Here is a 24,798-nt window from a genome sequence, read left to right on the forward strand (position 1 = left end):
GGGGAGGTGAAAGGCGAGGAAGAAGGCCAGCCACTTCCAGCGGGTTTCCCGCCATTCCTTCCAGATGAGGGCGCGTCTCATGGCGCGTGTCATTGACGTGCCCCTTCGGAGGTGGTCGCCATGATCGTCTCCACGAAAATCTCTTCGAGCGTGAGCGACTCGACGTCGAGAGGAACAATGCCTCGGTCCTGGAGCGCTTGCAGGATCGCTTCGCTGAAATCTCTGACGATGATCCACTCGTCTCCGTTGACCGACTCGCGCCGAAGGAATCCCGGCACATCGGTGGAGGAGATGGTTCTGCCGTTTGTGCGGCATCGGATCTTCCGCACCGATTCTTTGAGCCATTTGATCGGCGCGGCCAGCAGAAGTCTCCCCTCGTGGAGAATGCCCACGTGATCGGCGACTTTCTCGACTTCTTCCACAATATGTGAGGAAAAGAGGACGGTTTGTTGCGACTCCGTTCTTTCGCCGAGAATGTGAGTGGTGAAATCTCGCCGGACGATAGGATCGAGACCGGTCGTCGGCTCATCCAGGAGAAGGAGTTCGGGATTGAACGAAAGGGCCAGGGTGAGAGCGAGCCGCGCCCGGTTCCCCCGGGAGAGTTCTCTCACTCGCTTGCTCAGGGGGAGATTGAAGCGTCGGACGAGGGCGGAGGCTTTCTCATCGTCCCAGGTCGCATGAAACGCTCGGGTGAAATGAATGATCTCGCGGACGGTCATCCACTCGTAGAGGTAATGATGTTCGGCGACGTAGCCGACGCGCTCGCGCAGCTTGATGCACTCGCCGTCGAGCGGGTGTCCGAGGATTCGTATCCTGCCTCGCGTCGGTTTGAGATGCCCCATGAGCAATTTCAGCAGGGTGGATTTGCCGGAGCCGTTGGCTCCGAGCAGACCGAAGATGGATCCCCTCGGCACCTGAAGGGTGACCGACCGGAGGGCCTCGACCGAGCCAAATGTGCGCCAGAGGTTCTCCGTCTCGACGGCGTATGGGCGATTCTCCTCACGGACAGTCACGGTTGTCGGCGAATCCAGTTGCTGGTCGTGTGCCGTCTGCCGGTTGGCTCGGGCTGACGCCAGGAACCAGCCCGGATCATTTCTTCGTCGAAGGGGGGCCGATATGAATGTGCGCGCCGGTAGCGGACTGCGGAACCTGGCCGGTGAAGGCGATGTAGGGAATCCCGCGTTCGCTGAGGAAACGGATCACCCATTGTCCGGCTTCGCTTTCGGGATGAAGTGCGACATCAATGCGTCCGTGATGATTCAGACCGAGGCGATCGTGCGTCGGCGTTTGCCCGTAGGCGCTCACGGGAAGATCGGTGTGGAATCGTATTTTGAACTCGCGGAGCAATGTCGAAAAGTCCTCGTTCGTCCAGGAGCTTCGGCCGGCGGATCGGCTCACCCGGGTGATGAGGGGATGGGGAGAAGGAGAAGAGGGTTCTCCGTCCGCAGCGCGAGCTTTTGCCAGGTAGTCCTTGGCCCGCTCGACGACCTCGCGCGCCAGGGCGACGACCTCTTGCACTGCTGCCAGGCGAAGGCGGGCCTGCTCGGCATCGGATTCAGCTTTCTCCAGGTCCTGTCGGGCCACGACTCCGTAAGCGGCGAGCGCGCGATATTTCTTCACAAGCTCCTCGGCTCGGATGACCTCCGTTTCCGCCTGGGAGAGATCGCGCTCCGCGTTCTCCCGTTGAATTTCAGCGAGGCGAAGGCGCACCGTGGCGTCGGCCACGATCGCCTCCTTTTGAGCGGAGGTTGATGATGGAAGGGCGCTCACCAGCGCCATGAGCATGACGGCTTTCCCGACGCGTCCCATTCTCCTCCTCGTCTGAAAGAGCCCCCATTTTAGCACAGCTTGCCGGCGGACCGAAAAGCTCAGGCGCTTGCGGGCGAGATATTCTTGAGATTGTTCCAGAAGCTGAGGCGGTACTGGAGCAGCGTTTTATGAACCTGTCGGGGGGTGATCCCGCCGATTTTCTCCGACAGGTGTTTGTGCAATCCCATCTCCGGGGGCTCACTCTGCTTGAGGTAGTCGTTATAGGCGGCGATGATCTGTGCCCGTTGTTCGTCGGTCACATCGGGATCAGCCGTGAGGCTCTTGCGCCACTCGTGTAATTTCTCCAACCACCACCAGACGCGCCCGACATCCAGTTGGAGTTCTCGAGCAGCCGTCTCCGCAATAGCACGAGCGTCGTCCTGTCCCTGAGCCAGCTCGCGCCAGTAGATTTTTTCGATGTCGAAATTGGTCCGTCGCAGCCGTTCATGCTGAAGGTAGTTGCGGACGACATCCGCCACGAGATTGTACGGCAGGCCGAGAAGCGCGGCGATTTTCTTCCGTCGCCCTTCGGGGGGACGCTCGTTCCGTGCGACCATGGCGCGATACATTTCTTCCACCCGGGCTCGCTGCTCGGGCGTGAGCGACATGGGCTTGGGCGGATGGGCGCGCCGCGGACGCAGTTTTTTCATTGTGGCGCGTGCCGCCTTGGGCCGACCCGGTCGCGCGCCGCGTCCTTTCTGGTCGCGCGGTCCAAGATGCTGGCGCCGGATCGGCTCCGCCTCATTCTGGTAGCGCGGCAGGCCCGGTCGTGCATGCGGACGGCCTCGATGGGGAGGCGACGGCGCCGGAGGGACAGAGCGGGATTGATATCGCGGCGGCGGGCTCTCCTCGATAACGGGTGGTACCGCCGTGCGCAAGCGAGCGTCTGCCGAGGAGAGGTCTTCCGGCCCCGGGCTCCCCGACGGCGACGTGGGTTTCTTAATGAGTCGGGGACGTGGGGGCGGGGCGGATGATTCTCGGGGCGGCTGTTTTTTCATCGTCCTTCTCCTTGATCACGCTTTCCTTCCGGCTCGTTTCCCAGTCTCATCTGACAACGTTCGACCTTCACCCGGTCGCGCTATATGATAGCATCACGCTCCGATTTGCCCAAGGACAGAGGGTGTGTGCACTCGCGATCCGTTTTTCCTGTCACCGGCGTCTGTGATTTCTCCCCATGGTACACTCATCGCCATGATGGGTCGGATCTCACTCCCGTTTGCCGCTTGCTCATCGCGTCTCTCTGTCGTAGCCTTATGACAGGCGGAAACAATGATCGCATGGTGGTGGCCACGACGAGAGTCATTTTTCACGCAATCCGCCGCCGCGGTGCTCGTGGCGGTGATGATTCTCCCGGGACCGGTGATCGGACAGAAGCGGCTGGAAAAATTCGTCAACGATAAACATCGGGTCTCGCTCTATTATTCCCCCGATGTGTGGAATTTCCAGCTCCAGAGTAGTCCGCGCAGCGATCTCGCCGTCTTCACGGCGAAGGGCGATCCCGAGGCCGTGGCTGTGCTCAACATGTTCGATCGGGTTCCGGGCTTCACGCTCACCCCACGTCAGCTCTACGAGATGGACAAAGCCTCGCTTCAAAGCATCTTCGGCGGCATGGAGATCCTCGATGAGCGCATGCTCACCCTCGGAGGAGCCAGCGCTCATCTGGTCGTCTTTGACGGCAAAGAGAAGCGCGTTATTCGGTACACCATCGTCCATCAGGGCTACGTGTACCTGCTGGGATATTTTGCTCCCAAGGAGAGACATGCGACTTATCTGAGCGATTTCAAAACGATGGTGGATACCTTCGCCATTGATGGGCTGACGACTCGCGCTCCCGTTCCCCCGATTGATCCCGCGGTGAGCGCACCCCCAGCCCCCTCGATGGCGCTGGAGATTTCCACCCGCCCGCGAAAAGTTTTCCTCGAGCAAATCGGCGACAGTGTGACCTGGCATTATCATCTGGTCGTCAAGAATCCGACATCGGTGGAGGTCGAACTCCAGGGAGCCTTGCTCAAACTCATGAGTGGGACGCGGGTGGTCGAGGACGTGAAACTCGATGCGGAGATGCTCAGGCAATCGGTTCGGACGGAAACGACGCGTATTCCTCCGGGGGGAGAAATCGTTTTGCTTAATAATGCCGAGCGCCGCCCGGCCAGCATGCGCATTGACCGCGTGGAATATGCCCTGCAGTTTCGTCTAGCGGGGGATCGCCTCTACCAGCAGGTGATTTCCATTCCGCTGCTCTCCTATCGTCAGAAGACCTCCCTCATGTTGCCCTTCAATGGAACCTGGCGCGTCGTTCAGGGACACGACATCTTTGAGGGTCACCGCCAGGCCGCCGACGGGCAAGCGTTCGCCTACGATTTCGTCTATGAAGTGGAGGGGCGCGACCGACGACCGACCTCGTCCTCATCTCGCAAGCCCGCTCTGGAAGATTTTTATGCCTATGGCCGGAAGGTTCGGGCTCCCGCCGATGGGCGTGTTGTCCGGGCCGTTGATGGCATAGAGGATGGTCCGCCCACGCTCACCCGTCCGCCCTTTGTCACGCCGCCAGCAAATAATCCCTATAGAATCCTCGGCAATTATGTTGTGCTTGATCACGGCAACGGCGAGTACAGCCTGCTGGCTCATCTGAAAAAGGGGTCGCTGACGTTCAAGGTGGGCGATCTGGTCAAAAAGGGGCAGATTCTCGGCGAGTGCGGCAATTCGGGAAACTCCACCCAGCCGCATATCCATTATCAACTGATGGATGGGCCGGATCATTTCAAGAGTCTCGGCTTGCCGGTGAGATTTTCTCGCTATCGGTCCCGACTGAACGAGAGAGAAGTGGAGGTGGCTGTTGGCACTCCGGTCGTGAGGGAACTGGTGGAGAATCTCGTCCCGCCAACTCCGCCCAAGCCGTCCCCGCGTCTGCGAAAGGCTCCACGCACGAAGGCCTCCGCACGTTCCGTTCCCTCGCGCCGACGAACGCAGCGACGATGAGACTTTGACCGGGGAGGGCGGCCTCTCCTGTTGCCCTCGCGGGAGGTGGTGTAGAATAAGGCCGCTTTTCACGGCAGACAACCGGAGAGGGAGATGCGCGATGGCCAGTGCGTTTTTGGATGTTCTGGAAAAAGAGGTGATGCTCGCCGACGGGGCGATGGGGACGATGCTGCTGGCGCGGGGCATTGATGTCAAAGCCCTCATGGAGCAAAATCTCACCAACCCCGATCTCATCCGGAGCATCCACCTCGACTACATTCGGGCGGGAGCGCGACTGATCGAAACGAACACGTTCCTGGCGAATCGGCTGAGGCTGGCCGAATACGGATTGGAGCACGATCTGGAAGCGATCAATCGGGCGGGCGTGCGCATCGCCCGCGAGGCGGTGGCAGAAAGCGGCGAGCGAGTCTTTGTTGCCGGTTCGGTGGGACCGCTTGGCGCGCTCGTCAAACCCTACGGCAATCTCAGTCTGACTGATCTGGCCGCCGCCTACACGGAGCAGATGGCGATTCTCGTTGACGAAGGCGTGGACGTTCTCATTATCGAGACGCATCCCAGCCTGCTGGAGGCACTGGAAGCCGTTCGGGCCGCCAAAACCGTCTCGCCGACGACGCCGATCATCGCCCAGATGACGTTTCTCGAAGATGGTCGGTCGAAATTCGGCGACGATCTGCGTCGCTCACTGGAGGCCCTGGCGGCTGCCGATGCCGATGTCGTGGGCGTCAATTGCAGCGGGCCGCAGATGACCTATGACATCCTCTATGAGTTCCTCTCCACGACCGATCTTCGCGTCTCGGTGATGCCTAATGCCGGATTGCCCCAGTTCATCGGTGGACGCACGATCTATTTGTCCTCTCCCGAGTATCTGCGGGAATATGCCCGTCGCTTCGTTGAAGCGGGAGCCAATATTGTCGGCGGCTGCTGCGGCACCACCCCCGAACATATTCGGGCGATGGCGACCGTTGTTCAGAATCAGGTTCCCCGCCGCCGTCGCGTCCGTTCGAGTGTGACCGTCGTCGCCGAAGCGACGGGTATGGTCGAACCGGAAATGCAACGGCTTCAAACGCCCTTTCGGGAGAAACTCGGCAAACAGCTCGTCGTCACCGTCGAGGTGAATCCGCCCAGGGGATTGACCTTGGGTCCGCTGCTTGATGCCGTGCAGGCGCTCACGCGGCTCGGCGTGGATGCCTTCAGTGTGACGGATCATCAACTCGGTGGCATCCGATTATCGAGTCTGGCGCTGGCTCATCTCCTTCAAGGACGCACGGGACGGGAAGTCATCCTCCAGTATGCCTGCCGCGATCGCACTCTGGCGACCATTCATTCGGACCTGCTGGGCGCGGCGGCGCTCGGTATCCGAAACATTCTCGCCCTGACGGGGGAGGCCCCAAGCGGGGGCGAACTGCCGCGTCTGCCCGCCGCGCATGAGGTGAATGCGACGGGCCTGGTGAAGATCCTCGACAGCTTCAATCATGGATTTACCATGACGGGAGCAGCCATCGGCCCGGCAACGGATTTTCTGATCGGCGTCGCGGTCAATCCGGCCGCCGACGATCTGGAGGCTGAAATGGAGCGGCTTCATGAGCGCCTCGAAGCGGGAGCCCACTTCGCCCAGACGCAGCCGATCTATGATCTCGATCTGTGTCGGCGGTTCTTGGACCGCTGTCGCTCACTCCGCGTGCCGGTTCTCGTCACGGTGCTTCCCCTCAAGAGCTGGCGTCACGCCGAATTTCTCCATCACGAAGTGCCCGGCATCACCATTCCCGAAGCCATTCGCGATCGCATGCGTCGGGCCGAACCGGATGCTCTGGCCGAAGGACTGGCGCTCGCTGCGGAATTCGTCGAGCAGCTTCGCGCCGATGTGGCGGGCATTCACATCATGCCTCCCGGCGAGAAGGTGGAGGTCATTGCCCCTCTGGTGGAAGTCTGCTCGGGGAAATCGGTCGGGTTGTCAAGCTCGGCGAAATGACAAGGGGGTGGCCCGATTAGGATTCCGTCTCGCCTGACGACTCAGTGGGCGACGGTTTGATCTTCATGGTCACGAATTCCACTGCCTCTGCCGCGAGGCGAACGGCGTCTGCGGCTGCTGCCTGCGTATAGACGCGAGCCGGGATACTATCGGGAAGGCTGTGGGGGTACCGGGTCGGCACATAATAGCCGTCGAGGATCGCCCAGGTTTTACCTCTCTCAGCGAACTCGGGATCGTATTCCGACGCCCGGCTGCACAGACGTTCAACCGAATGTCCCGTGACCACCGGCTCCCCTTGAGCGTAGAGGAACGCTTTGAGTGCCTTCTCAGCAATCTGCTGGGCGAGAAAGCAAGCGATATGGTAACCTCCTTCCGCTGCCAGCATCGTCGCCCATTTCAAATCTTCCTTTGCTTGTTCCAACCAACGGAGACCTTCCTCTTCAGGAGTTCTTTGCATAAACGACGATTCCTTCCTTCAACACATGCCGGATGAACGGCGTCCGTTGCATTCGAGCAAATTCCTCCGGTGTGTATACGAGGATATCGGCATCTACCTTCGGGTTGAGCTGTCGGTAGATTCGCCCATGCCGTTGGACAAAATCCCATTCACTGTTCATCACCACGATGAGGTCCAGATCACTAAAAATGTTCTCCCGGCCTCTGGCAAGCGATCCAAACAGGATAACTTTCTCTGCGCCCATTATTTTCAACACGCTGACAATACGGTCCAGTTCCTGGCGCAGGAGGTGCTCATAGGTGACCGGGGATCGAACCTCTGTCCGTAGCTTTTCCATCACGAGCGTGATTCTACAGTTTTTCAGGGCGTGGGTCTATCCTTTGATGTTGCTTAAAGGACTCGTCGCCAATCCGGTGTGGCGACTGACGGATAGGTTTTTCTCTCCCATTGATCTTCCGGGGCGGTTGAACGCGGCATGTCCGAAGGGGAATTCCTCCTTCTTCTCACCAACGAGCAGGGCGAGTGGAACTGCTCGCCTGACCAAGCTCATCGAGTGCGCTCAGATGAGGAGATCGGTTTCGCCGGGGGATTGGCCGGAAATCCCCCGGAGCGTTACCGGGTGAGCGGTGCACGTGGATCCGAGAACTCTCGCGATCGAGTATTGACTTTGAGGCGGAGACTCGGTGATGATCACCCTCTCAAAGCCAACCCCACACGAAAGGCTGAGGGGGACGGTACATGCGGTGGACTGAAGATGGAGGGAGATTGAACGGGTGAGCGTCCGGGGCAGCAACTCCTCTCCCTCTCGCCGCGGTTGGGCAATGAAGGTTGGGAGAAAATGCCGACGGAATCGCCCGTCCTCGCCTTTTAGAGGGGACGTACGGGATACCATGAAGCTGCGGAGGTGAAACGATGAAAAGACCATTCTCTCGTGTTGTCATGAGCTACATCCTCTTGCTGCTGATTGGACCGATGTTCGGTCAATGGCCTCGTGCCATCGTTCATGCCGCTTTTCAGGGATCCGCGCAAGAGGAGAAGAAAGACGAGAAGAAGAAAGATGAGGAGCTGCCGATCAAACCGACGGAGACCATCGAGTTCACCACCGATGAAGGAACGTGGATGTCGCTCGATGTCTCGCCGGACGGCCAAACCATCATTTTTGATTTGCTCGGCGACATCTACACGCTTCCGATCAGCGGAGGGGAGGCCAGGCGAATTATCGGTGGGATGTCCTTTGAGAGCCAGCCGAAGTTTTCTCCCGATGGAAAAAAGATCGTGTTTCTCAGCGACCGGAGCGGAGCCGAGAACGTCTGGCTGGCCAACGCCGACGGATCGGACCCGAAGCCGCTGACCAAAGGCCGCAATCAAATGTTTTGTTCTCCCACCTGGACGCCGGACGGCAGGTACATTGTGGTGTCGCGGGCGACCGAAGCGATCGGGACATTTTCGCTCTGGATGTATCACATCGAAGGAGGCACGGGCGTTCTCATCGGCCCGCCGGAGCCGCCGTTACCCGAACCGGGTTCGCAGGAACCCGCGCGTCCCCGACAGAACAAGCTGGGAGCCGTCGTCTCGCCTGACGGTCGCTACATTTATTATTCGGTGCGCACGGGAGCTTTTAACTATAACGCGACGTTCCCCATCTGGCAGATCGCTCGATTTGATCGGGAGACGGGGGAGACGACCACCATCACCAATGCGCAGGGGAGCGCCATGCGACCGGTTCTTTCACCGGACGGGAGGATGCTCGTTTACGCCACCCGGTACGAGACGGGCACGGGCTTGCGGGTGCGCGATCTGGAGACGGGGGAGGAGCGCTGGTTGATCTATCCCGTCACGCGGGACGATCAGGAATCGCGGGCGACGCGCGATACGATGCCCGGCTATGATTTCCTGCCCGATGGACAATCGCTCGTTGTGCCGATTGACGGCAAGATTCGCCGGGTGGATTTTGAAACCGGTCAGTCCACGCTCATTCCCTTCACAGCCAGGGTGCAGGCCGAGATCGGCCCGCGCGTTTACTTCACATATCGGGTGGATGACAGTCCGACGGTTCGCGCGCGACTGATTCGATGGCCAAAACTCTCGCCCGATGGACGGCGGCTCGCCTTCACCGCATTCAATAAAATATGGGTGATGGACCTGCCCTCGGGAACGCCCCGCCGTCTGACGCAATCCACCGTCGGCGAGTTCATGCCCGTGTGGTCTCCCGATGGGCGATACATCACGTATGTGACGTGGTCCACAAGTGGCGGGCATATCTTTCGTGCGGCTGCCGATGGGAGCACTCCGCCGGAGCAACTGACGCGCCGATCCGCCTATTACTCATCGCCCGTTTATTCGCCCGATGGATCGAAGATCGTTTTTATTTCCGGCACGACCACCCAGCAACTTTATGCTGATCTTCGGGAGTATCAGGCGAACCCGCATTACGACCTTTTGCCCGACGAGGCGATGATGGCGCGAGCGACAGAGATTTCGGGCATCCCGCAGGCGGTGGGACTGGAGCTGCGGTGGATTCCGGCTGACGGCGGTGAGTCAACGCTCATCGGGCCGACGCAGGGAGGTCGGTCGCCTCATTTCAGCCGGGAACCCGACCGCGTTTACCTGACGACCGCGCGGGGACTCGTTTCGGTTCGGCTGGATGGGCTGGATCGGCGAACGCATTTCCGCGTGCGCGGGTCGGCTCCGGGCCCCTTTCCGCCCGATGCGGAAGAGATCAAGCTCTCGCCCGACGGCGAGCGGGCCTTCGTCAGTTTGCAGAACAAGCACTACTTGATCACCGTTCCCCGGGCCGGACGAGAAACGCTCACGATCACCATCGCTCCCAGCGGCACGCCGGCTGTTCCCGTGAAGAAAATGTCCGTCGAAGGAGGCGATTATCTGGAATGGTCAGCCGACGGGAAGCTGGTCACCTGGTCCTGGGGGGCGAAGTTTTACCGCCAGGAGATTTCCGCCGACAAGCCCGACATCACCGATGTGGTCGTGGAGGTCGCGCGGGCGCGGCCTCAAGGGACGATCGTTTTGAGCGGCGCTCGACTGATCACGATGAAAGGGGATGAAATCATCGAACGTGGCGACATCGTCATCACTGACAATCGCATTGCTGCCATTGGGCCGAAGGGGAAGGTCTCCGTTCCTGCGGGCGCGCGCGTCATTGATGTGACGGGCAAGACCATCATTCCCGGCTTCGTGGATGTTCATGCGCACATGTGGCCGCCCCGGGGCGTGCATCAAACGCAGGTCTGGCAATACCTGGCCAATCTGGCCTACGGCGTGACGACGACGCGCGATCCCCAGAGTTCGACGACCGACGTTTTCGCCTACGCCGATCTGGTGGATGCCGGTGAGATTCTGGGGCCCCGGATTTTCACCACCGGTCCCGGCGTCTTCTCCGGGTCGGGGCTTGATGACAAAGACGCCGTGCGCGCTTTCATCAAGCGATACAAGGAGGCCTATCACACCAACACGCTCAAGCAGTACGTGGCTGGAGATCGCATCGTTCGCCAGTGGGTTGCGCAGGCCTGTCAGGAGTTCGGCATCACGCCGACGACCGAGGGGGCGCTGGATATGAAACTCGACCTCACTCAGATGGCCGATGGATTTTCCGGCCACGAGCACGCGCTCCCGCTTCAGCCGCTTTACAAAGACGTCATCGAGTTCGTCGCGCGCACGAAAACCTTTTATACGCCGACGATCCTTGTGGCCTACGGCGCGCCGTGGACGGAAAACTTCTACTTTGAGTCGGACGATGTCCATGGGAATCAGAAATTGCGCCGCTTCATCCCCCATGAACTGCTCGACACGATGGTCAAGCGCCGTCGCCAGTGGTTCATGGCCGAGGAATACGGCCACACCGGTATCGCCCGAGCCGCAGCGGCCATCGTCGCCGCTGGCGGACGCGTGTGTCTGGGCAGTCACGGACAATTGCAGGGGCTGGGAGCACACTGGGAGATCTGGAGCCTCGCGTCAGGCGGAATGCCCCCGCACGCCGTGCTCAAAGCTGCCACGATCTTCGGCGCCGAAGCGATCGGTCTTCAGCAGGATGTGGGCTCGCTCGAAGTGGGAAAACTGGCCGATCTGATCGTTCTGGACAAGGATCCGCTCAAAGATATTCGCAACACGACCGCGATCCGCTACGTGATGAAAAACGGCGAGCTGTTCGAGGGGGACACACTCGATCGAATCTGGCCCACGCCGAAGAAGCTGGAGAAGCAGTACTGGTGGGGGACCGATCCTCCGCTCTCGACTACCAATAAATAGGAGTTGCGCGCCTGGCTCAACCGCTCAGATGGGTGAAGGGGGCGGTGCCGCCGTCGTCCTCTGGTGGGCCGCCCGCTTGCGCCCTCTCCCATTCCAACAGGTGCGCTGCAGTTTTTCGCGGACCGGAACGTCTGCGCTACTTCTGCCCCCTCGCATTCCGGCAGGTGCCTTGCAGTTCTTTTGGCGGACTGGAAAGTCCGCGCACCTTCTTCGTGGGCCGCGCCCGCTCGCACCTCTTCGCATTCGGACAGGTGCTGAAACCCAATTTTCCGACATTACGGGTTGCGCGATCTCACGAGTCCTCGTGATGCTCGTCACCGGACGGCGTAAGCCCCCATCAAAAGAGGAAAGGGACCGTCCCTTACCGTGTGATGACTCAGCCGATCATCCGCCTCGGTCGGTCAATCCTCACTGGGTCCAGGAGGCGGACATCGTCCCTTCCGAATCCTCTCTCGTTCGGTTATTCCCCCTTGGCTTCCAGCCAGTTGTGGCCTATGCCGACATCCACCACGAGGGGGACGCTCAGGGGATAGACGGTCTCCATCTCTGATTTGACGAGGGCGGGAACGATGTCTCGCTCGGCTTCCGGCACTTCGAGCAGAAGTTCATCATGGACCTGAAGGAGCATTCGACTCGTGAGGCGTTCTTTTTTGAGGCGGGAGTGGACGCGGATCATGGCCATTTTGACGAGGTCGGCAGCCGCTCCCTGGATCGGAGCATTGATGGCTTCGCGCTCGGCGCGAGCCCGCAGGCTGGGATTCTTGTTGGCGATGTCGGGAATGGGTCGGATCCGTCCGCAGAAGGTTCGCACGTATCCCGTTTCACGCGCGCGTTGAGGGGTCTGCTGCATGTAGCGGCGGACGGCGGTGTAGGTGCGGTAATAGTTCTCGATGATGCGGTGAGCCTCGCGGCGGGAAACCCCGATGCGTTGCGCCAGGCCAAAGGCTCCGATGCTGTAGGCGATACCGAAGTTGACGATCTTGGCCAGTCGGCGCATCTCGCGGATCTGTTCCGGTGTCGTCGCTCCAAAGACGGTTCGCGCCACGTGCGCGTGAATGTCGGTGCCCTGGCGGAAGGCTTCGGTCATGGCCTCATCGCCGGTGATGTGCGCCAGCAGCCGCAACTCGATCTGCGAGTAGTCCGCCGAAAGCAGGAGCCAGCCCGGCTCCGCCGTGAAAGCGCGACGAATCCGTTGCCCCCATTCGGTCCGCACGGGAATATTCTGCAGGTTCGGCGATGAGGAGGAGAGGCGCCCGGTCGCCGTCCCCGTCTGGTTGAAGGTCGTGTGAACCCGACCGGTCCGAGGATTGATGAGCTTGGGGAGGGCGTCCACATAGGTTCCCTTCAATTTCACCAGCTCCCGATATTCCAGCACGAGGCGGGGGAGAGGATGCGCGCGGGCGAGTTCTTCCAGAACATCGGCGCTGGTGGCGATGCGTCCCGTCTTTTTCGTTCGACGCGTGGTGGTGAGTCCCAGCCGCGCGAGGACGTCGCCGAGTTGCTGGGGAGAGTTGATATTGAACTCCTGTCCGGCCGCGGCGTAAATCTCTCCGGTCAATCGTTCGATTTCTCCATCCATCTCGCGGGAGACGTCAGCCAGGGCCTGAGTATCAATTCTCACGCCGATTTGCTCCATCTCAGCGAGAATCTCGATGAGTGGAAGTTCGATCTCGCGATAGACCCGCACCAGTTCCAACTCCTCCATCCGCTGGTTGAGAACCTGATGGAGGCGAAAAAGGAAATCGGCTTCGCGGGCGCGAACGCGCCAGGGCGTTTCGTCCTCCGGCCACTCGATGTGAAGGTGATCGCGCACGAGCGTCGGCAGGTCATATTTCCCTCGATTGGGATTGAGCAGCCAACCGGCGATCATCACATCATCGGCCAATCCTTCAAGTGCGATGCCCCTCTGGGCGAGCAGCTTGAGGGAGGTTTTGACATCGTGTCCGATCTTGGCAATGAGGCCGTTTTCAAAAACATCGCGCACGGCAGCGAGCGAGCCCTCGGCCTGATGGAGGTCGAGATAGTCCGCCGACTGAGGCGCTGTGGCCAGGGCCAGACCTTTGATCTCGCCGTCGGCGACGTCGAGGGAGAAAGCGAGCCGATCCTTTTGCCAGATTTTCTCCAGCGCGCTGGCGACGTCCGAGGGATGAGTCACCAACCGGTAGGTTCCTGAGACCGGTGTGAGGGTGGAGGGAACGGGAGCTGCTTTTTCGGCCGCTCCGAAGGCCGCGATCAGCTCTCTCAAGAGCGAGGTGAACTCCAGCTCTGTGAAAAGCTCACGCATGGCTTTGACGTCGGGGCCGGTGTAGACTAGATGAGAGAAGTCAATCTCCAGGGGGACATCGAGCCGCAGAGTGACGAGCTGGCGAGATTTGAGAATCTGTTCCCGATGATCCCGCAATGATTCCCGGTAACTTCGCTTCTCGATTTTGTCCCAGTTCTCCAGGGCTTTTTCCAGAGTGCCGAACTGGCGAATGATCTGAGCGGCTCCTTTTTCGCCGATGCCGGGAGCGCCGGGAATGTTATCCACCGAATCGCCCACGAGCGCGAGATAATCGGCCACCTGCGAGGGTTTGACGCCGAGGCGCTCCTCCACGCCTTTTTCATCGTAGTAGACGTAGTTTTGCCGATCGGCTTTGAGAATGCGAACCTTGTCGTCAACGAGCTGACAGAGGTCCTTGTCGTTGGAGACGATGACGACGTCCATTCCCCGGTCGGCGGCGCGTCGGGCCAGAGTCGCAATGATGTCATCCGCCTCGTAGCCCGGTTTGGTGAGCACGGGCACCCGCAACGCCTCGCACACGCGGTAGATATAGGGGATCTGTTCGGCCAGATCATCCGGCATTTCGCTGCGCGTCGCCTTGTAGTCGGGAAACATTTCGTGACGAAACGTCGGTTCGGCGGTGTCGAAGACGACGGCGAGATAGTCGGGCTTCTCCTCGGTGATGAGTTTCTTGAGCATGGCGGTGAAGCCGTAGATGGCATTGGTGGGAAAGCCCCGCGAGGTCGAGAGCCCGCGAATCGCATAATAGGCGCGGAAGATGTTCGACATCCCGTCAATGAGGAAAAGCCGCCGTTTCGTGCTCATCGGTGTGAATTCTACTTGGTTGCCGGGAGCCGTTTCAATCTCATCCTGCGGCGCGGGATCCCCTGTCGCCGGGATAACGAGTTTGGCCCTGACGCGGGGAACGAGAAGAATTTTCGCCTCGGGTGGCGCCACTCTCCGGAATCCCGGGGTAACTTCGTTGTGGTGAACGTCCTGCCGTCGCCGCTGCGCTGAGAAGCGAGTTGACAAACGAAACGAGGTTGTATTATAAAATCGCCTCATTTCGTGGGACGAGGTAGGAGAGTCTACGTGTTGAACCACAGGTGGCTACGGCAGGTGCTATTGTCTTGAACCGTTGCGGAGTGAGGGGATGCGCAAGCGGACCGGCGAAAAAACCCGAGCGATCGCTCACCGTAGGAGAGGCCGTGACTAGGGCGCGTCGAGACCTCAAGCCAGTGGGCCTTTCGAGCATTCTCCCCGCCGTTCGTTTTCTTCCCGTAAACCAGCAGAGCGAGCGGGATCAACCGATCCGCTCCAAAGGGCATTCCCTTCGAACGATTTTCTTCCTGAGGGGGAACGAATATGGATAAGGTGAACCCTTCGGTCGGTGCGGCAGAGAAAATTCCGGCCACCTCTGCCGCCGGGGTCCCGTCGGCAGCCCGGACCGCGAAAAAGGATGCCGGAGAAGTGGCTCCGTCGGTTCCCACCGATGAAGCGTCGGACCGCTCTCTCATAAACCGGATGCGTCGTCGTCTCGTGTGGACGTCGGTCGTCGGATTTTTGACGGCGAACTTCCTGATGTTCTTGCGATTCTTTTTCCCTCGGGCATTGTTCGAACCGAGTACGGTTTTCCGCATCGGCTATCCATCGGATTTCGCTCCCGGCGTGGATACGCGGTTTCAGGATAAGTATCGGATCTGGGTGGTGCGAACCGCCGATCGGTTGTTTGTCATTTATGCGCGGTGCACGCATCTGGGCTGCACGCCCAACTGGAGCCAGGGGGAGAATAAGTTCAAGTGTCCCTGCCATGGCAGCGGCTATGATATGGAGGGGATCAACTTTGAAGGCCCCGCGCCACGCCCGATGGACCGCGCCAAGGTTGAACTGGACGCCGAGGGACAGATCGTCGTGGATGTCAGTAAGCTCTATTCCTGGCCCAAAGGCGGTCCGAATCAGTTCAATGAGCCGGGTTCCTATATTCCCGTTTAGAGCGTTCCGTGGGCGATCTCACATGATCCGGGGAGCGATTGAGGAGGCCGGTGCTCGAACTCGGATGCCGGAAAGGTCTGTCGCATTGATGGTGTCCTTATGTGAGCTGCTTCGGGAGGAGACTGTGCGGTCGCCTGCGGCGATGCACAGAAATACAGCGTGTCCCGTCCGCGGGGACATGCGGGCTCGTAAGCCTGATCGGGGGAGACCATTATGAGCGAGGAACTGAAGTCCAAAAGCAGCGGCGTCGGCTTGCTGGAACGGGTTCGTGAGGAGATCGAAACCCTCAAGCCGAGGGTGGTGGAGGAACTGGAAGAGCTTAAGAAGGATTTCAAGGAACCGCAACGAACCCAGATCTGGCGGTCCATCTTTCGCGTGCCTCATGATCGAAAGGATCCGCGCAATCGCGCCATTGCCGTGCTGGCTAACGTCTTTTTGCATTTGCATCCGGCGCGGGTCAATCGAGATGCAGTGAGGTACAGTTACACCTGGGGCATGGGTGGCATCACCTTCTACCTTTTCATCGTTCTCACCTTCACCGGGGTGTTGCTCATGTTCTATTATCACCCGACCAAGGTTCAGGCCTTCCGCGACATTCTCTACCTGGAGCACGATGTTCCCTTCGGGCGACTCCTCAGGAACATGCATCGGTGGGCTGCTCATTTGATGGTCATCACGACGTGGCTGCATATGTTTCGGGTCGTATTGACGGGGTCGTACAAGAAGCCGCGCGAGTTCAACTGGTGCGTGGGTGTGATCTTGCTCGTGCTGACGCTGCTTTTGAGCTTTACCGGCTACCTTTTGCCCGACGATCAGTTGGGCGTGTGGGCTGTCACCGTCGGCACGAACATGGCGCGAGCGACCCCGTTACTGGGCCATGAAGGGCCGTTCGGACCGCAATTGGGGATGACGCCGTACAATGACGTGCGATTTGCCCTGCTCGGCGGTTCGATCGTGGATGCCAATGCCTTGTTGCGGGCGTATATCTGGCATTGCATTGCCATTCCGCTCATTGCCGCGATCTTCATGGGGGTTCATTTCTGGCGGGTGCGCAAAGATGGCGGAATCTCCGGCCCGGCTCCCGTGATGCTGGAGTCCGAGATGAAGCCGGTGAGGAAACTGTGAGGGAGCGGAGGGAAAGAAAGTCGGCGCTCCCGCCCGGATGGCCACACTGCGGCTGAGCCTCGTGTGAGGAGGAGGGACGCGTATGGATTGGGGTCAACTCTGGGAAATTATTTCCGCTCCGGATAACATCCCCATCGTGGCCTTGATGATTCTGGTCCCGTTTTATACCTGGTACGGGTTTCGGCAGGCGCGGGCCAATGATCGCCTGATCGCCGAACTGGAAGCTAATCCCGAACTGGCCAAGACGCATCATCGGAAAACGTTTCCCTACCGTCCGGGTTGGCCGCTGGAGGTTCACACCTGGCCCTATTTGCTGCGGATCGAGTTTCTGGCGGCGATCGTTGTGACGGCCATCTTGATGGTCTGGTCCATCACGTTGAACGCGCCGCTGGAAGAGCCGGCGAATCCCAACTTGACGCCCAATCCCTCGAAAGCTCCCTGGTATTTCGTCGGGCTCCAGGAAATGCTCGTCTATTTCGATCCCTGGTTCGCCGGCGTGGTTTTGCCCACGTTAATTATTCTCGGCCTGATGGCTTTCCCCTACGTAGATGCCAATCCGCTGGGCAACGGTTATTACACCTGGCGGCAGCGGACGGTGGCGGTGACGTCGTTCTGTCTGGGCTTCCTCATGTGGATCCTTTTGATCTTCATCGGGACGCTCATTCGCGGGCCGGGATGGATGTGGTTCTGGCCGGGGCAGACCTGGGATCACAATCGCCTCATCTACGAAGTCAACCGCGACCTGCCGGATCTGTTTGGCGTCACCAGCGTCTGGGGCAAGGCCGTTCTGGGGTTTTTCGCCGTCGCACTCTTTTATCTTGTTGCGGGCTGGGTCATTCATAAGCTGGTGACACGGACGCCGCTCAATCGGAAGATTTTCGAGCGGACGAGTTTGGTTCAGTACCTCACGTTTCAATTTTTCGCCATCACGATTTTAGCCGGGTTGCCGATGAAGATGTTGCTGCGGCATCTGTTCCGCATCAAGTACGTGTGGATCACACCCTGGTTTAACGTGTGACCGGGGAGGTCGGGGAGAAGCAACAATGGAAGAACCGATCACCGAACGCGACTCGCTGAATCAGGCAACGGATGATCCCGATCCGATCGTCAGCTCGTCCTTGAGCGGACCGCTGCTGATTGCCTCGCTGGCCCTGATCGGAACGCTCCTTTGGGCGCTGTACGATGAGATTTACGGCAGTCGCCCGTGGAAGGCGATGCAGCGGCAGTTCGTCGAACGCTATACTGCGTATCTGAAGCGGCTGATGCCTCAACAGGAGCGGGCCGAGCGAGCGTTGCGCCAGTCACCCGAATTTCAAAAGATCGAGCAGGAGCTGCTCGCTGCCGAGCGCGAAGCGGCCCCGCGCGTGCGGGAGATTGACGCCGAACTGGCGCTCATTGAGCGACAGTTTTCGGCCATCACCGTTGTCTTTCAGGATGCCAGGGCGAAGATCGGAGCCCTCACCTACGAGTGGGAGGTCGCCACGAGCGAGCGGGCCAAGCGGTCCAAGCAACAGGAGATTGATAAGGCCAAGCAGGGACCCTACACAGTAGCCTGGCCGACCACCGTCGCCGATGGGAACACCGAGGAACGGCGCATGAGCTTTGCCGAATTGGAGGAGACCTTCAATCGGCTCCAGCAGCGAAAGGCCCAGCTTGTCGCCGAGAAAGCCCGGGTTCTTGCCCGCGCCACCGAGTTGCGCCGACAGCGGGATGCTTATCTCCAGGAACATCTGGTTGGCTTGAGCCGGGAGCAAATTGACGGACTCATCCGCAAGATGGAATCCTTCACCATCGGAATCAAGCAGATCCATGTTCAGGATGGGGACCTGGTGGATCGCTGTGAGTCCTGTCACCTCGGCATTCGGGAACCGGTGACGTTGACGGCGGCGACGATGGGCAATCGGGCCTTCGTCAGTCATCCCAATCCCCGGCTGTTGAAGATTCACGATCCCGAAAGGTTCGGGTGTTCGCCCTGTCATGGAGGGAACGGTCGGGCAACGAGTAGTGTGATCAAAGCGCACGGACTCTACAAGCACTGGCTCTGGCCGCTCTATCGGCGGGAGAACGTGGAGGCGGGATGCCTTCAGTGTCACTTCTATGATCGTGTTCTGGAGGAAGCTCCCGTCCTCACCCTGGGGCGCGATCTGTTTGAGTTGAAAGGATGCGTCGGCTGTCACCGCTATGAGGGGTACGATCGGGAGACTGACGGCCTGATCGCCACCCGTCAGGAGATTCGGCGCCTGGAGGCCGAACGCGCCGCCAATCTCCGCGAGATGGATCGAGCAACAAAACAGGCCGATCAAACGGCCGATGATGCCGAGGCGCGACGACTCTATGCCCTGGCCGAGAGCTTGCGGGTGCGCAATAGCCAGATCGCCGATAAGCTCGAGCAGCTCGAACTCCAGGCCAAATACCTGATGCAGGATCAGAAGAAAGTCGGTCCGAATCTCAAAGATGTCCGGGTCAAGCTGCGACCGGAGTGGATTCCCGTGTGGTTGGAGAATCCCCATGCCTTTCGTCCGGGGACGAAGATGCCGCGATTCCGGTTCAATCCGGGCGAACTTCAGGCGATTGCTGCCTACCTCTGGCAGTCGGGGCTGGAGGAGAAACTGCCTCCGCAGCCGCCAGGGGATCCGATTCGCGGCCGGGAATTGTTTGAGACGCGCGGCTGTTTAGCCTGTCATTCCATCGGGGAGGGCGATCAACGACTGGGTGGCACGTTCGCCGCCAATCTCTCCCGTGTGGGCGAGAAGATCCGTTATGACTACCTCGTGCGCTGGATTCACAATCCTCGCGAGCGATTGCGTCCCTACTGCCCGACGGAGAAGCGCGACATTGGCCCGGAGGACTATGCCAAGCGAGGACTGCCCGTCGTCTTCGATCTGGATCATTCGCGCTGCCCAAGCTGCGGACACGAATTACAGGTTCAGCAGATGACGGTCATGCCGAGTCTTCGTCTGTCCTGGCAGGAGGCGCGAGACATCGCCAGCTTCTTGATGACTCAAAAACATCGTGACGCTTCCTATCCACCGGCACCTTTCCTGAATGACACCCGCCTGCGCCAGCAGGGAGCGCTTTTGATTCGGCGGTATGGGTGCGCGGGCTGTCACGAGATTCGCGGGTTCGAGGAGGAACCGCGCATCGGCACGGAGCTGACGCGGGAAGGAAGCAAGCCGCTCGAGCAGCTCGATTTTGCCCTGCTCACCCGTCAGGCCAAGAAGGAAGGGTGGTACAATCACAAAGGCTTCTTCGAGAACAAACTCAAAGATCCCGCCATTTATGATCGGGGCAAGCAGAAACCCCCGGAGGAACGTCTCCGGATGCCAAACATTGAGTTGACGCCGCAGGAGATCACCGCCCTGACGACGTTCCTTCTGGGCAGCGTCAATCCCACGCTTCCACCGAGTTACTATTACCGGCCGACCGACCAGCGGCGCGATATTCAAGAAGGATGGTGGGTGATCAAGAAGTACAACTGCATGGGGTGCCATACCATTCAGGTCGGTCAGAGGTCGGTCTTGAGCACGTTGCCGAGGTATCAGGACCCCGACTGGAAAGAGCAACTTCCACCGAGTCTCATCGGCGAGGGCGCCCGCGTCAATCCCGAGTGGCTCGTGCGATTTTTAACTAACCCGGCATTGAGCACAACGGATCTGGACCGCAACGGCGTGCGAGGCTATCTGAAGGTCCGTATGCCGACGTTTAACTTCTCGCCGAACGAGATCCGCATTCTGGTGAGGTTTTTCGAGGCATTGTCGGCGCAGCCTCAACCGTATATTCCGCCGACGCTCGAACCCATCACCGATCAGGAGCGAATGATTGCGCGCCAGCTCTTCACCTCACAGGCGGCACCCTGTCTGAAATGCCATATGACAGGAGACCCCGCGCATGATGCGCGCGCGACGGCGCCCAATTTTCTGCTGGCGCGAGAGCGCCTCAAACCCGGCTGGACAGGACGGTGGATGATTGACCCTCAATCCATCAGTCCGGGAACGGCGATGCCCTCGGGATTATTCCGGCGAGAAGGAGATCGCTGGGTATTCGCCGGACCGCTGCCGGAATCTCTCAAACAGTATCGGGGCGATCACGTTGATCTGCTCGTCCGCTATATGTTCCAGTTCACCCCGGAGGAGCAGCGACGGTTAATCGGGGCCACGCGTCTGGTCACGGGGACGAATCCCCGGGCGGCGCGTCGTGTCGCGTCGGGATCGTCTCAACCCAAACTCGTTATGCGGGCACAAAAATAGCGCAACACAATCGAGCGAAGGCTTTCCGGTCGGCGCCGCAAAGCCTGCGCTACATTCTTCGGAGGAGGAAAAAGAGACATGGTTCGTTCGATGACACGTTCTCTCGCATTGATCATCGGTCTTGCCCTTTTCTTTACAAATTGCGGCAAGAAGGAAGAGACACAGCAACAGGAGCAACCGGCCGAGCAAATGGCGGCGACCTATCAGCCCACCGGTGATGAAGCAACCATTACCGGCGTCGTCAACTTCACCGGTGAGCCGCCGGCCCGCCGGAAGATTCAGATGGATGCCGATCCGGTGTGCGCTCAAAAGAACCCCAATGCGCTGGCCGAGGATGTCATCGTCAATAATGGCAAGCTCCAGAACGTCTTCATTTATGTCAAGAGTGGAGCGGAGAAGTGGTCGTTTCCAACGCCCCAGGAGGAAGTCGTGCTCGACCAGGACGGGTGCGTTTATGTTCCGCACGTCCTGGGCATCCAGGCGAATCAGCCGTTGAAAATCACCTCGTCCGACAATACGAACCACAACATCCATCCTTCGCCCAAGAACAATCCCGAGTGGAACGTGAGTCAGCCACCGGGCTCGCCCCCGATCATCAAGACGTTCGCTCGCGCCGAAGTCATGATCCCGGTCAAGTGCAATCAGCATCCCTGGATGCGGGCCTATATCGGTGTGCTGCGCCATCCGTTCTATGCCGTGAGCAAAGCCGATGGGACCTTCGAATTGAAGGGACTGCCGCCGGGTGAATACGAAATCGAGGCCTGGCACGAGAAGTACGGAGCGCAGACGACCCGGGTGACGCTCGCCGCCAAGGAGGCTAAGTCCATCGAGTTCACCTATCAGGCGACGCAGGCCTATCGGCCCGGATCATTGAAGATGATGCCGGCACTGGTTCTCCCGTGCTGCGGCGAGGGAGCAAACGCCGAAGGCCATTGAGAGAAGATTCAGACCGGAGGCGGGGGATTGTCGCCTCAGCCTCCGAAAGTGCTCTCTCGCTCTCGATGAGGGTTCACTGACGGGAGAGGCCTGCGCGGTGATTGTTGACGGAAGCGCGTGACTCTCCCACGTCGGGTGCATCACGAACGGCAGGTCGTGAGTTTCTGCCAAGATCAGCAGCACCTGCCGCGCTGATAGCTCCCTGCTTCTTCGCGTTTGACGAGTATGAGGGACATGACAAAGAGTCCCTGGGGACACCGCCTGGCCTGTATGACGGCGGGGATGACGTTGCTCCTGCTTATTATCGGAGGATTGGTCACCAGCAATGAAGCGGGAGATTCGGTTCCCGATTGGCCGCTGGCTTTCGGGCGGCTTCTTCCCCTGGGATATCTGGTGGGCAATGTCGTTTACGAATACACGCATCGGGTGGTCGCGGCGAGCGTCGGAGTGCTGACCCTCGTGCTGAACCTCTGGCTGTGGCGACGGGAACAACGACCCTGGATCCGTCATGTCGGATGGGCCGCGTTGATCGCCGTTGTCACCCAGGGCTTATTGGGAGGCGTGCGCGTTCTGTTGCTGGAGTATCGTGTCCCGGTGGCGATCATTCATGCGACGCTGGCCCAACTTTTCTTCAGTCTCACCATTGTCCTCGTGGAGATCACATCGGCTCGATGGGAAGCGTTATCTCCGCAGGGGGAGGGAAGTGCGAAGGAACCCTCGCGTGCGAGGGCGCTGGCGAGTTTGTCTGTGGCGGCCCTCTTCGTTCAACTCATTCTCGGCGCGGCCTATCGTCACAAGGCTATCGGTATCATTCCTCACGCTGTTGGAGCCGGAGTCGTTAGCCTGCTGCTCGTTCTCGCGGTGAGATCGGTGCTGCGTGTCACCCGAACGCCGTCAGCAGCAACACTGGAGCCGACGCGGACCCTGCTTCGACGTCCTGCCCGTTGGGTTCTGGGGACCTTGCTCGTTCAAGTTCCTCTCGGTATTGCGGCATATCTTGCACGACGCGCCTCAATCGGGGATCCGCAGCCGATGGAGCCGATGATTTCTCTCACCGTGAGCCACCTCGCCTGTGGGGCCGTGTTGCTGGCAGCGACATTGACGCTCGCCCTCCGTCTCCATCGTGTTTTCGGGGCGGGGATGGAAAAGAGGGAACTCTCCACGGCGGTTCCTCGACCGATGACCTCGAGCTAAGGCACCCTTTTATGGAGCGCGCTCAGGCACTTCTCATTCAGTTGACCGAGCGATCGCCGCTGTTGGCCCGGCTGTATGCCCTGTTCGAGCTGACCAAGCCGGAGATCAGCTTCCTCGTCATCATGACGGCGGTGACGGCGTTTCTCCTCGGGTCCGACCGTCCCCTCGACTTCGTCCGGCTCGGCGTCGCCACCGGTGGGATTACGCTTCTGTCCTGCGGTATCGCTACGATGAATCAGTATCTGGAACGCCGGCTCGATGGGAAGATGCGGCGGACCGAGCGTCGTCCACTCCCCAGCGGTCGTTTGACGGCGGAGGTCGCCCTTCTTTTTGGCCTCACCCTCTCGGTCGCTGGCGAAGTCATTCTTCTTTTCTTCGTCAACGGACTGACGGCCCTCGTCGGCGCGGCGGCCTTTGTGAGCTATCTCTTCGGTTACACGCCGTTGAAAACCAAGACTACGCTCTGCACGGCGGTGGGTGCGATCCCCGGTGCCCTCCCTCCAGTCATGGGGTGGACGGCGGCGCGGGGAGAGCTGTCTCTGGAAGCGTGGGTTCTCTTTGCTCTGCTCTTCCTCTGGCAGTTTCCCCACTTTTTCGCGATTGCCTGGCTCTACCGGGAAGACTACGCCCGCGCGGGCATCCGCATGTTGCCGGTCGTTGATCCGGCGGGGAAAGTGACGGGACAGCAAATTGTCCTTTACACGGGGATGCTCGTTGGCGTGAGTTTTCTGCCGGTGGTGATGAAAATGTCGGGTGTGATCTATCTGGTGGCAGCGATCATCCTCGGGATCTATTTCCTCGCCGTTTGTATTCGAGCGGCCATCACTCGTTCCAAATGGGACGCACGTCGAGCCATCCACGCCTCAGTGATTTACCTTCAGCTTCTGCTCCTGGCCATGGTTCTCGGTCGGCTGTAGCCCAGGTCTCTTCCTGGCGCCAGCGTGACATGAGAACGAAAATGGCGACGAAAAGAAGCAAGGCGGGAACCAGAAGAGCGAAAATTCCCAGGTTCAAAACGCGACTGATGTGATCCGTGTTGGACGCGGCGGCGACGGACGTTTTGCACATGGCGCATTGAGCGAAGCCGGAGAGCGCATCGGCCAGAATGAGCAAGCTCGCCGGGACCAGCGGTGGCCGGAGACAAGTTCTCATCATTCTTCCCTCCCTGTGTCGGACGGCGATCAAGAAGCTCCCGTTTGATCCTCTCTCCCGCTCCGGCGGTCGGTCAGCGGACGCCCAGCTCGTTCAGACGGAAGCTATCCGGGAAAAATGCCGCCAGCAGAGAGATGGTAATGACCATCATCGGCACGAGCGTGAAGACGAGGTTGAGCTTCTCGAACCGAAGATGCATGAAATGGGCGATGATGAGCGCGGCTTTGACGATCGAAATGCCCATGAGCAGGACGATCATCAGGTGAACCGAGAGCTGCTCGTAGGCGAGGAAGACTTCGACTGCCGTGAGAATCAGCAGCCAGACCCACGTCATATAATAGAGGCGGTGGCTGGTCTCCGAATGAGTCGTTGTTGTTGCGGCGTGTTCGTGTGCCATAAGATGCCTCCGTAG

The 24,798-nt window shown here is 59.7% G+C and carries 18 protein-coding genes; 11 read left to right on the forward strand and 7 right to left on the reverse strand.

The features are described from left to right. Positions 1–89: 89 nt before the first annotated feature. The 3 genes from VNM72_03385 to VNM72_03395 all read right to left on the reverse strand — a co-directional run bounded on the left by VNM72_03385 (position 90) and on the right by VNM72_03395 (position 2,807). Positions 90–1,013, reverse strand: a complete 924-nt coding sequence (locus VNM72_03385; GenBank protein ID HXF04440.1) for an ABC transporter ATP-binding protein — start codon at positions 1,011–1,013, stop codon at positions 90–92. Positions 1,014–1,089: 76 nt separating this feature from the next. Continuing rightward, the gene (locus VNM72_03390; GenBank protein ID HXF04441.1) at positions 1,090–1,809 is read right to left on the reverse strand and encodes a hypothetical protein; all 720 of its coding nucleotides are present in this window, start codon (positions 1,807–1,809) and stop codon (positions 1,090–1,092) included. Positions 1,810–1,868: 59 nt separating this feature from the next. After that, entirely contained in the window at positions 1,869–2,807 is a 939-nt protein-coding gene (locus VNM72_03395) for a hypothetical protein (protein ID HXF04442.1), read from the reverse strand. Between the two features lie 271 nt (positions 2,808–3,078). On the opposite strand from VNM72_03395, the gene VNM72_03400 reads away from it, so the two are divergent. Next, positions 3,079–4,788 carry a M23 family metallopeptidase gene (locus VNM72_03400; GenBank protein ID HXF04443.1) on the forward strand — a complete coding sequence of 570 codons (1,710 nt, stop codon included), beginning with the start codon at positions 3,079–3,081 and terminating at the stop codon, positions 4,786–4,788. Between the two features lie 100 nt (positions 4,789–4,888). Further along, positions 4,889–6,757 (forward strand): bifunctional homocysteine S-methyltransferase/methylenetetrahydrofolate reductase, encoded by a 1,869-nt coding sequence (locus tag VNM72_03405; GenBank protein ID HXF04444.1) that lies wholly within the window; start codon positions 4,889–4,891, stop codon positions 6,755–6,757. A 16-nt stretch (positions 6,758–6,773) separates the two neighbouring features. Here the strand turns inward: VNM72_03405 and VNM72_03410 are convergent, their stop codons facing one another. Further along, positions 6,774–7,178 carry a HEPN domain-containing protein gene (locus VNM72_03410; protein HXF04445.1) on the reverse strand — a complete coding sequence of 135 codons (405 nt, stop codon included), beginning with the start codon at positions 7,176–7,178 and terminating at the stop codon, positions 6,774–6,776. Between the two features lie 19 nt (positions 7,179–7,197). Next, positions 7,198–7,551 carry a nucleotidyltransferase domain-containing protein gene (locus VNM72_03415; GenBank protein HXF04446.1) on the reverse strand — a complete coding sequence of 118 codons (354 nt, stop codon included), beginning with the start codon at positions 7,549–7,551 and terminating at the stop codon, positions 7,198–7,200. Positions 7,552–7,558: 7 nt separating this feature from the next. On the opposite strand from VNM72_03415, the gene VNM72_03420 reads away from it, so the two are divergent. Together VNM72_03420 and VNM72_03425 are read left to right on the forward strand one after the other, a co-directional pair. Further along, positions 7,559–7,837 carry a hypothetical protein gene (locus tag VNM72_03420; GenBank protein ID HXF04447.1) on the forward strand — a complete coding sequence of 93 codons (279 nt, stop codon included), beginning with the start codon at positions 7,559–7,561 and terminating at the stop codon, positions 7,835–7,837. 289 nt (positions 7,838–8,126) lie between these two features. Further along, positions 8,127–11,477 (forward strand): amidohydrolase family protein, encoded by a 3,351-nt coding sequence (locus VNM72_03425; GenBank protein HXF04448.1) that lies wholly within the window; start codon positions 8,127–8,129, stop codon positions 11,475–11,477. Positions 11,478–11,937: 460 nt separating this feature from the next. Here the strand turns inward: VNM72_03425 and polA are convergent, their stop codons facing one another. Next, positions 11,938–14,697, reverse strand: coding sequence for a DNA polymerase I (gene polA, locus VNM72_03430; GenBank protein HXF04449.1), 2,760 nt, complete (start codon positions 14,695–14,697; stop codon positions 11,938–11,940). 408 nt (positions 14,698–15,105) lie between these two features. Here polA and VNM72_03435 point away from each other — a divergent pair, with 408 nt between their 5' ends. The 7 genes from VNM72_03435 to cyoE all read left to right on the forward strand — a co-directional run bounded on the left by VNM72_03435 (position 15,106) and on the right by cyoE (position 24,151). Next, a complete protein-coding gene (locus tag VNM72_03435; protein ID HXF04450.1) occupies positions 15,106–15,732 on the forward strand; it encodes a Rieske 2Fe-2S domain-containing protein in 627 nt (208 codons plus the stop codon). A 213-nt stretch (positions 15,733–15,945) separates the two neighbouring features. Beyond that, on the forward strand, positions 15,946–16,857 hold the full coding sequence (locus tag VNM72_03440; protein ID HXF04451.1) for a cytochrome b N-terminal domain-containing protein: 912 nt from the start codon (positions 15,946–15,948) through the stop codon (positions 16,855–16,857). Between the two features lie 82 nt (positions 16,858–16,939). Then, positions 16,940–17,875 carry a cytochrome C gene (locus tag VNM72_03445; protein ID HXF04452.1) on the forward strand — a complete coding sequence of 312 codons (936 nt, stop codon included), beginning with the start codon at positions 16,940–16,942 and terminating at the stop codon, positions 17,873–17,875. A 25-nt stretch (positions 17,876–17,900) separates the two neighbouring features. Further along, complete coding sequence (locus VNM72_03450) at positions 17,901–21,104, forward strand: hypothetical protein (GenBank protein ID HXF04453.1); 3,204 nt, start codon at positions 17,901–17,903, stop codon at positions 21,102–21,104. Between the two features lie 78 nt (positions 21,105–21,182). Further along, positions 21,183–22,040 carry a carboxypeptidase regulatory-like domain-containing protein gene (locus VNM72_03455; protein HXF04454.1) on the forward strand — a complete coding sequence of 286 codons (858 nt, stop codon included), beginning with the start codon at positions 21,183–21,185 and terminating at the stop codon, positions 22,038–22,040. A 234-nt stretch (positions 22,041–22,274) separates the two neighbouring features. Further along, complete coding sequence (locus VNM72_03460) at positions 22,275–23,234, forward strand: COX15/CtaA family protein (protein ID HXF04455.1); 960 nt, start codon at positions 22,275–22,277, stop codon at positions 23,232–23,234. Positions 23,235–23,245: 11 nt separating this feature from the next. After that, positions 23,246–24,151, forward strand: a complete 906-nt coding sequence (gene cyoE / locus VNM72_03465) for a heme o synthase (protein ID HXF04456.1) — start codon at positions 23,246–23,248, stop codon at positions 24,149–24,151. Positions 24,152–24,459: 308 nt separating this feature from the next. On the opposite strand, the gene VNM72_03470 is transcribed toward cyoE, so the two are convergent. Then, a complete protein-coding gene (locus VNM72_03470) occupies positions 24,460–24,783 on the reverse strand; it encodes a cytochrome C oxidase subunit IV family protein (GenBank protein ID HXF04457.1) in 324 nt (107 codons plus the stop codon). Positions 24,784–24,798 lie beyond the last annotated feature (15 nt).

Source organism: Blastocatellia bacterium, assembly GCA_035573895.1.
Taxonomy (GTDB): Bacteria; Acidobacteriota; Blastocatellia; order HR10; family HR10; genus DATLZR01.

Excerpts from the sequence above, each read along its gene's own strand:
- VNM72_03390 (HXF04441.1), bottom strand. The coding sequence starts at position 1,809 with ATGGGACGCGTCGGGAAAGCCGTCATGCTCATGGCGCTGGTGAGCGCC.
- VNM72_03435 (HXF04450.1), top strand. The coding sequence starts at position 15,106 with ATGGATAAGGTGAACCCTTCGGTCGGTGCGGCAGAGAAAATTCCGGCC.
- cyoE (HXF04456.1), top strand. The coding sequence starts at position 23,246 with ATGGAGCGCGCTCAGGCACTTCTCATTCAGTTGACCGAGCGATCGCCG.
- VNM72_03400 (HXF04443.1), top strand. The coding sequence starts at position 3,079 with ATGATCGCATGGTGGTGGCCACGACGAGAGTCATTTTTCACGCAATCC.
- VNM72_03405 (HXF04444.1), top strand. The coding sequence starts at position 4,889 with ATGGCCAGTGCGTTTTTGGATGTTCTGGAAAAAGAGGTGATGCTCGCC.
- VNM72_03445 (HXF04452.1), top strand. The coding sequence starts at position 16,940 with ATGGATTGGGGTCAACTCTGGGAAATTATTTCCGCTCCGGATAACATC.
- VNM72_03460 (HXF04455.1), top strand. The coding sequence starts at position 22,275 with ATGACAAAGAGTCCCTGGGGACACCGCCTGGCCTGTATGACGGCGGGG.
- VNM72_03415 (HXF04446.1), bottom strand. The coding sequence starts at position 7,551 with ATGGAAAAGCTACGGACAGAGGTTCGATCCCCGGTCACCTATGAGCAC.
- VNM72_03425 (HXF04448.1), top strand. The coding sequence starts at position 8,127 with ATGAAAAGACCATTCTCTCGTGTTGTCATGAGCTACATCCTCTTGCTG.
- VNM72_03450 (HXF04453.1), top strand. The coding sequence starts at position 17,901 with ATGGAAGAACCGATCACCGAACGCGACTCGCTGAATCAGGCAACGGAT.
- VNM72_03395 (HXF04442.1), bottom strand. The coding sequence starts at position 2,807 with ATGAAAAAACAGCCGCCCCGAGAATCATCCGCCCCGCCCCCACGTCCC.
- VNM72_03470 (HXF04457.1), bottom strand. The coding sequence starts at position 24,783 with ATGGCACACGAACACGCCGCAACAACAACGACTCATTCGGAGACCAGC.
- VNM72_03440 (HXF04451.1), top strand. The coding sequence starts at position 15,946 with ATGAGCGAGGAACTGAAGTCCAAAAGCAGCGGCGTCGGCTTGCTGGAA.
- VNM72_03455 (HXF04454.1), top strand. The coding sequence starts at position 21,183 with ATGGTTCGTTCGATGACACGTTCTCTCGCATTGATCATCGGTCTTGCC.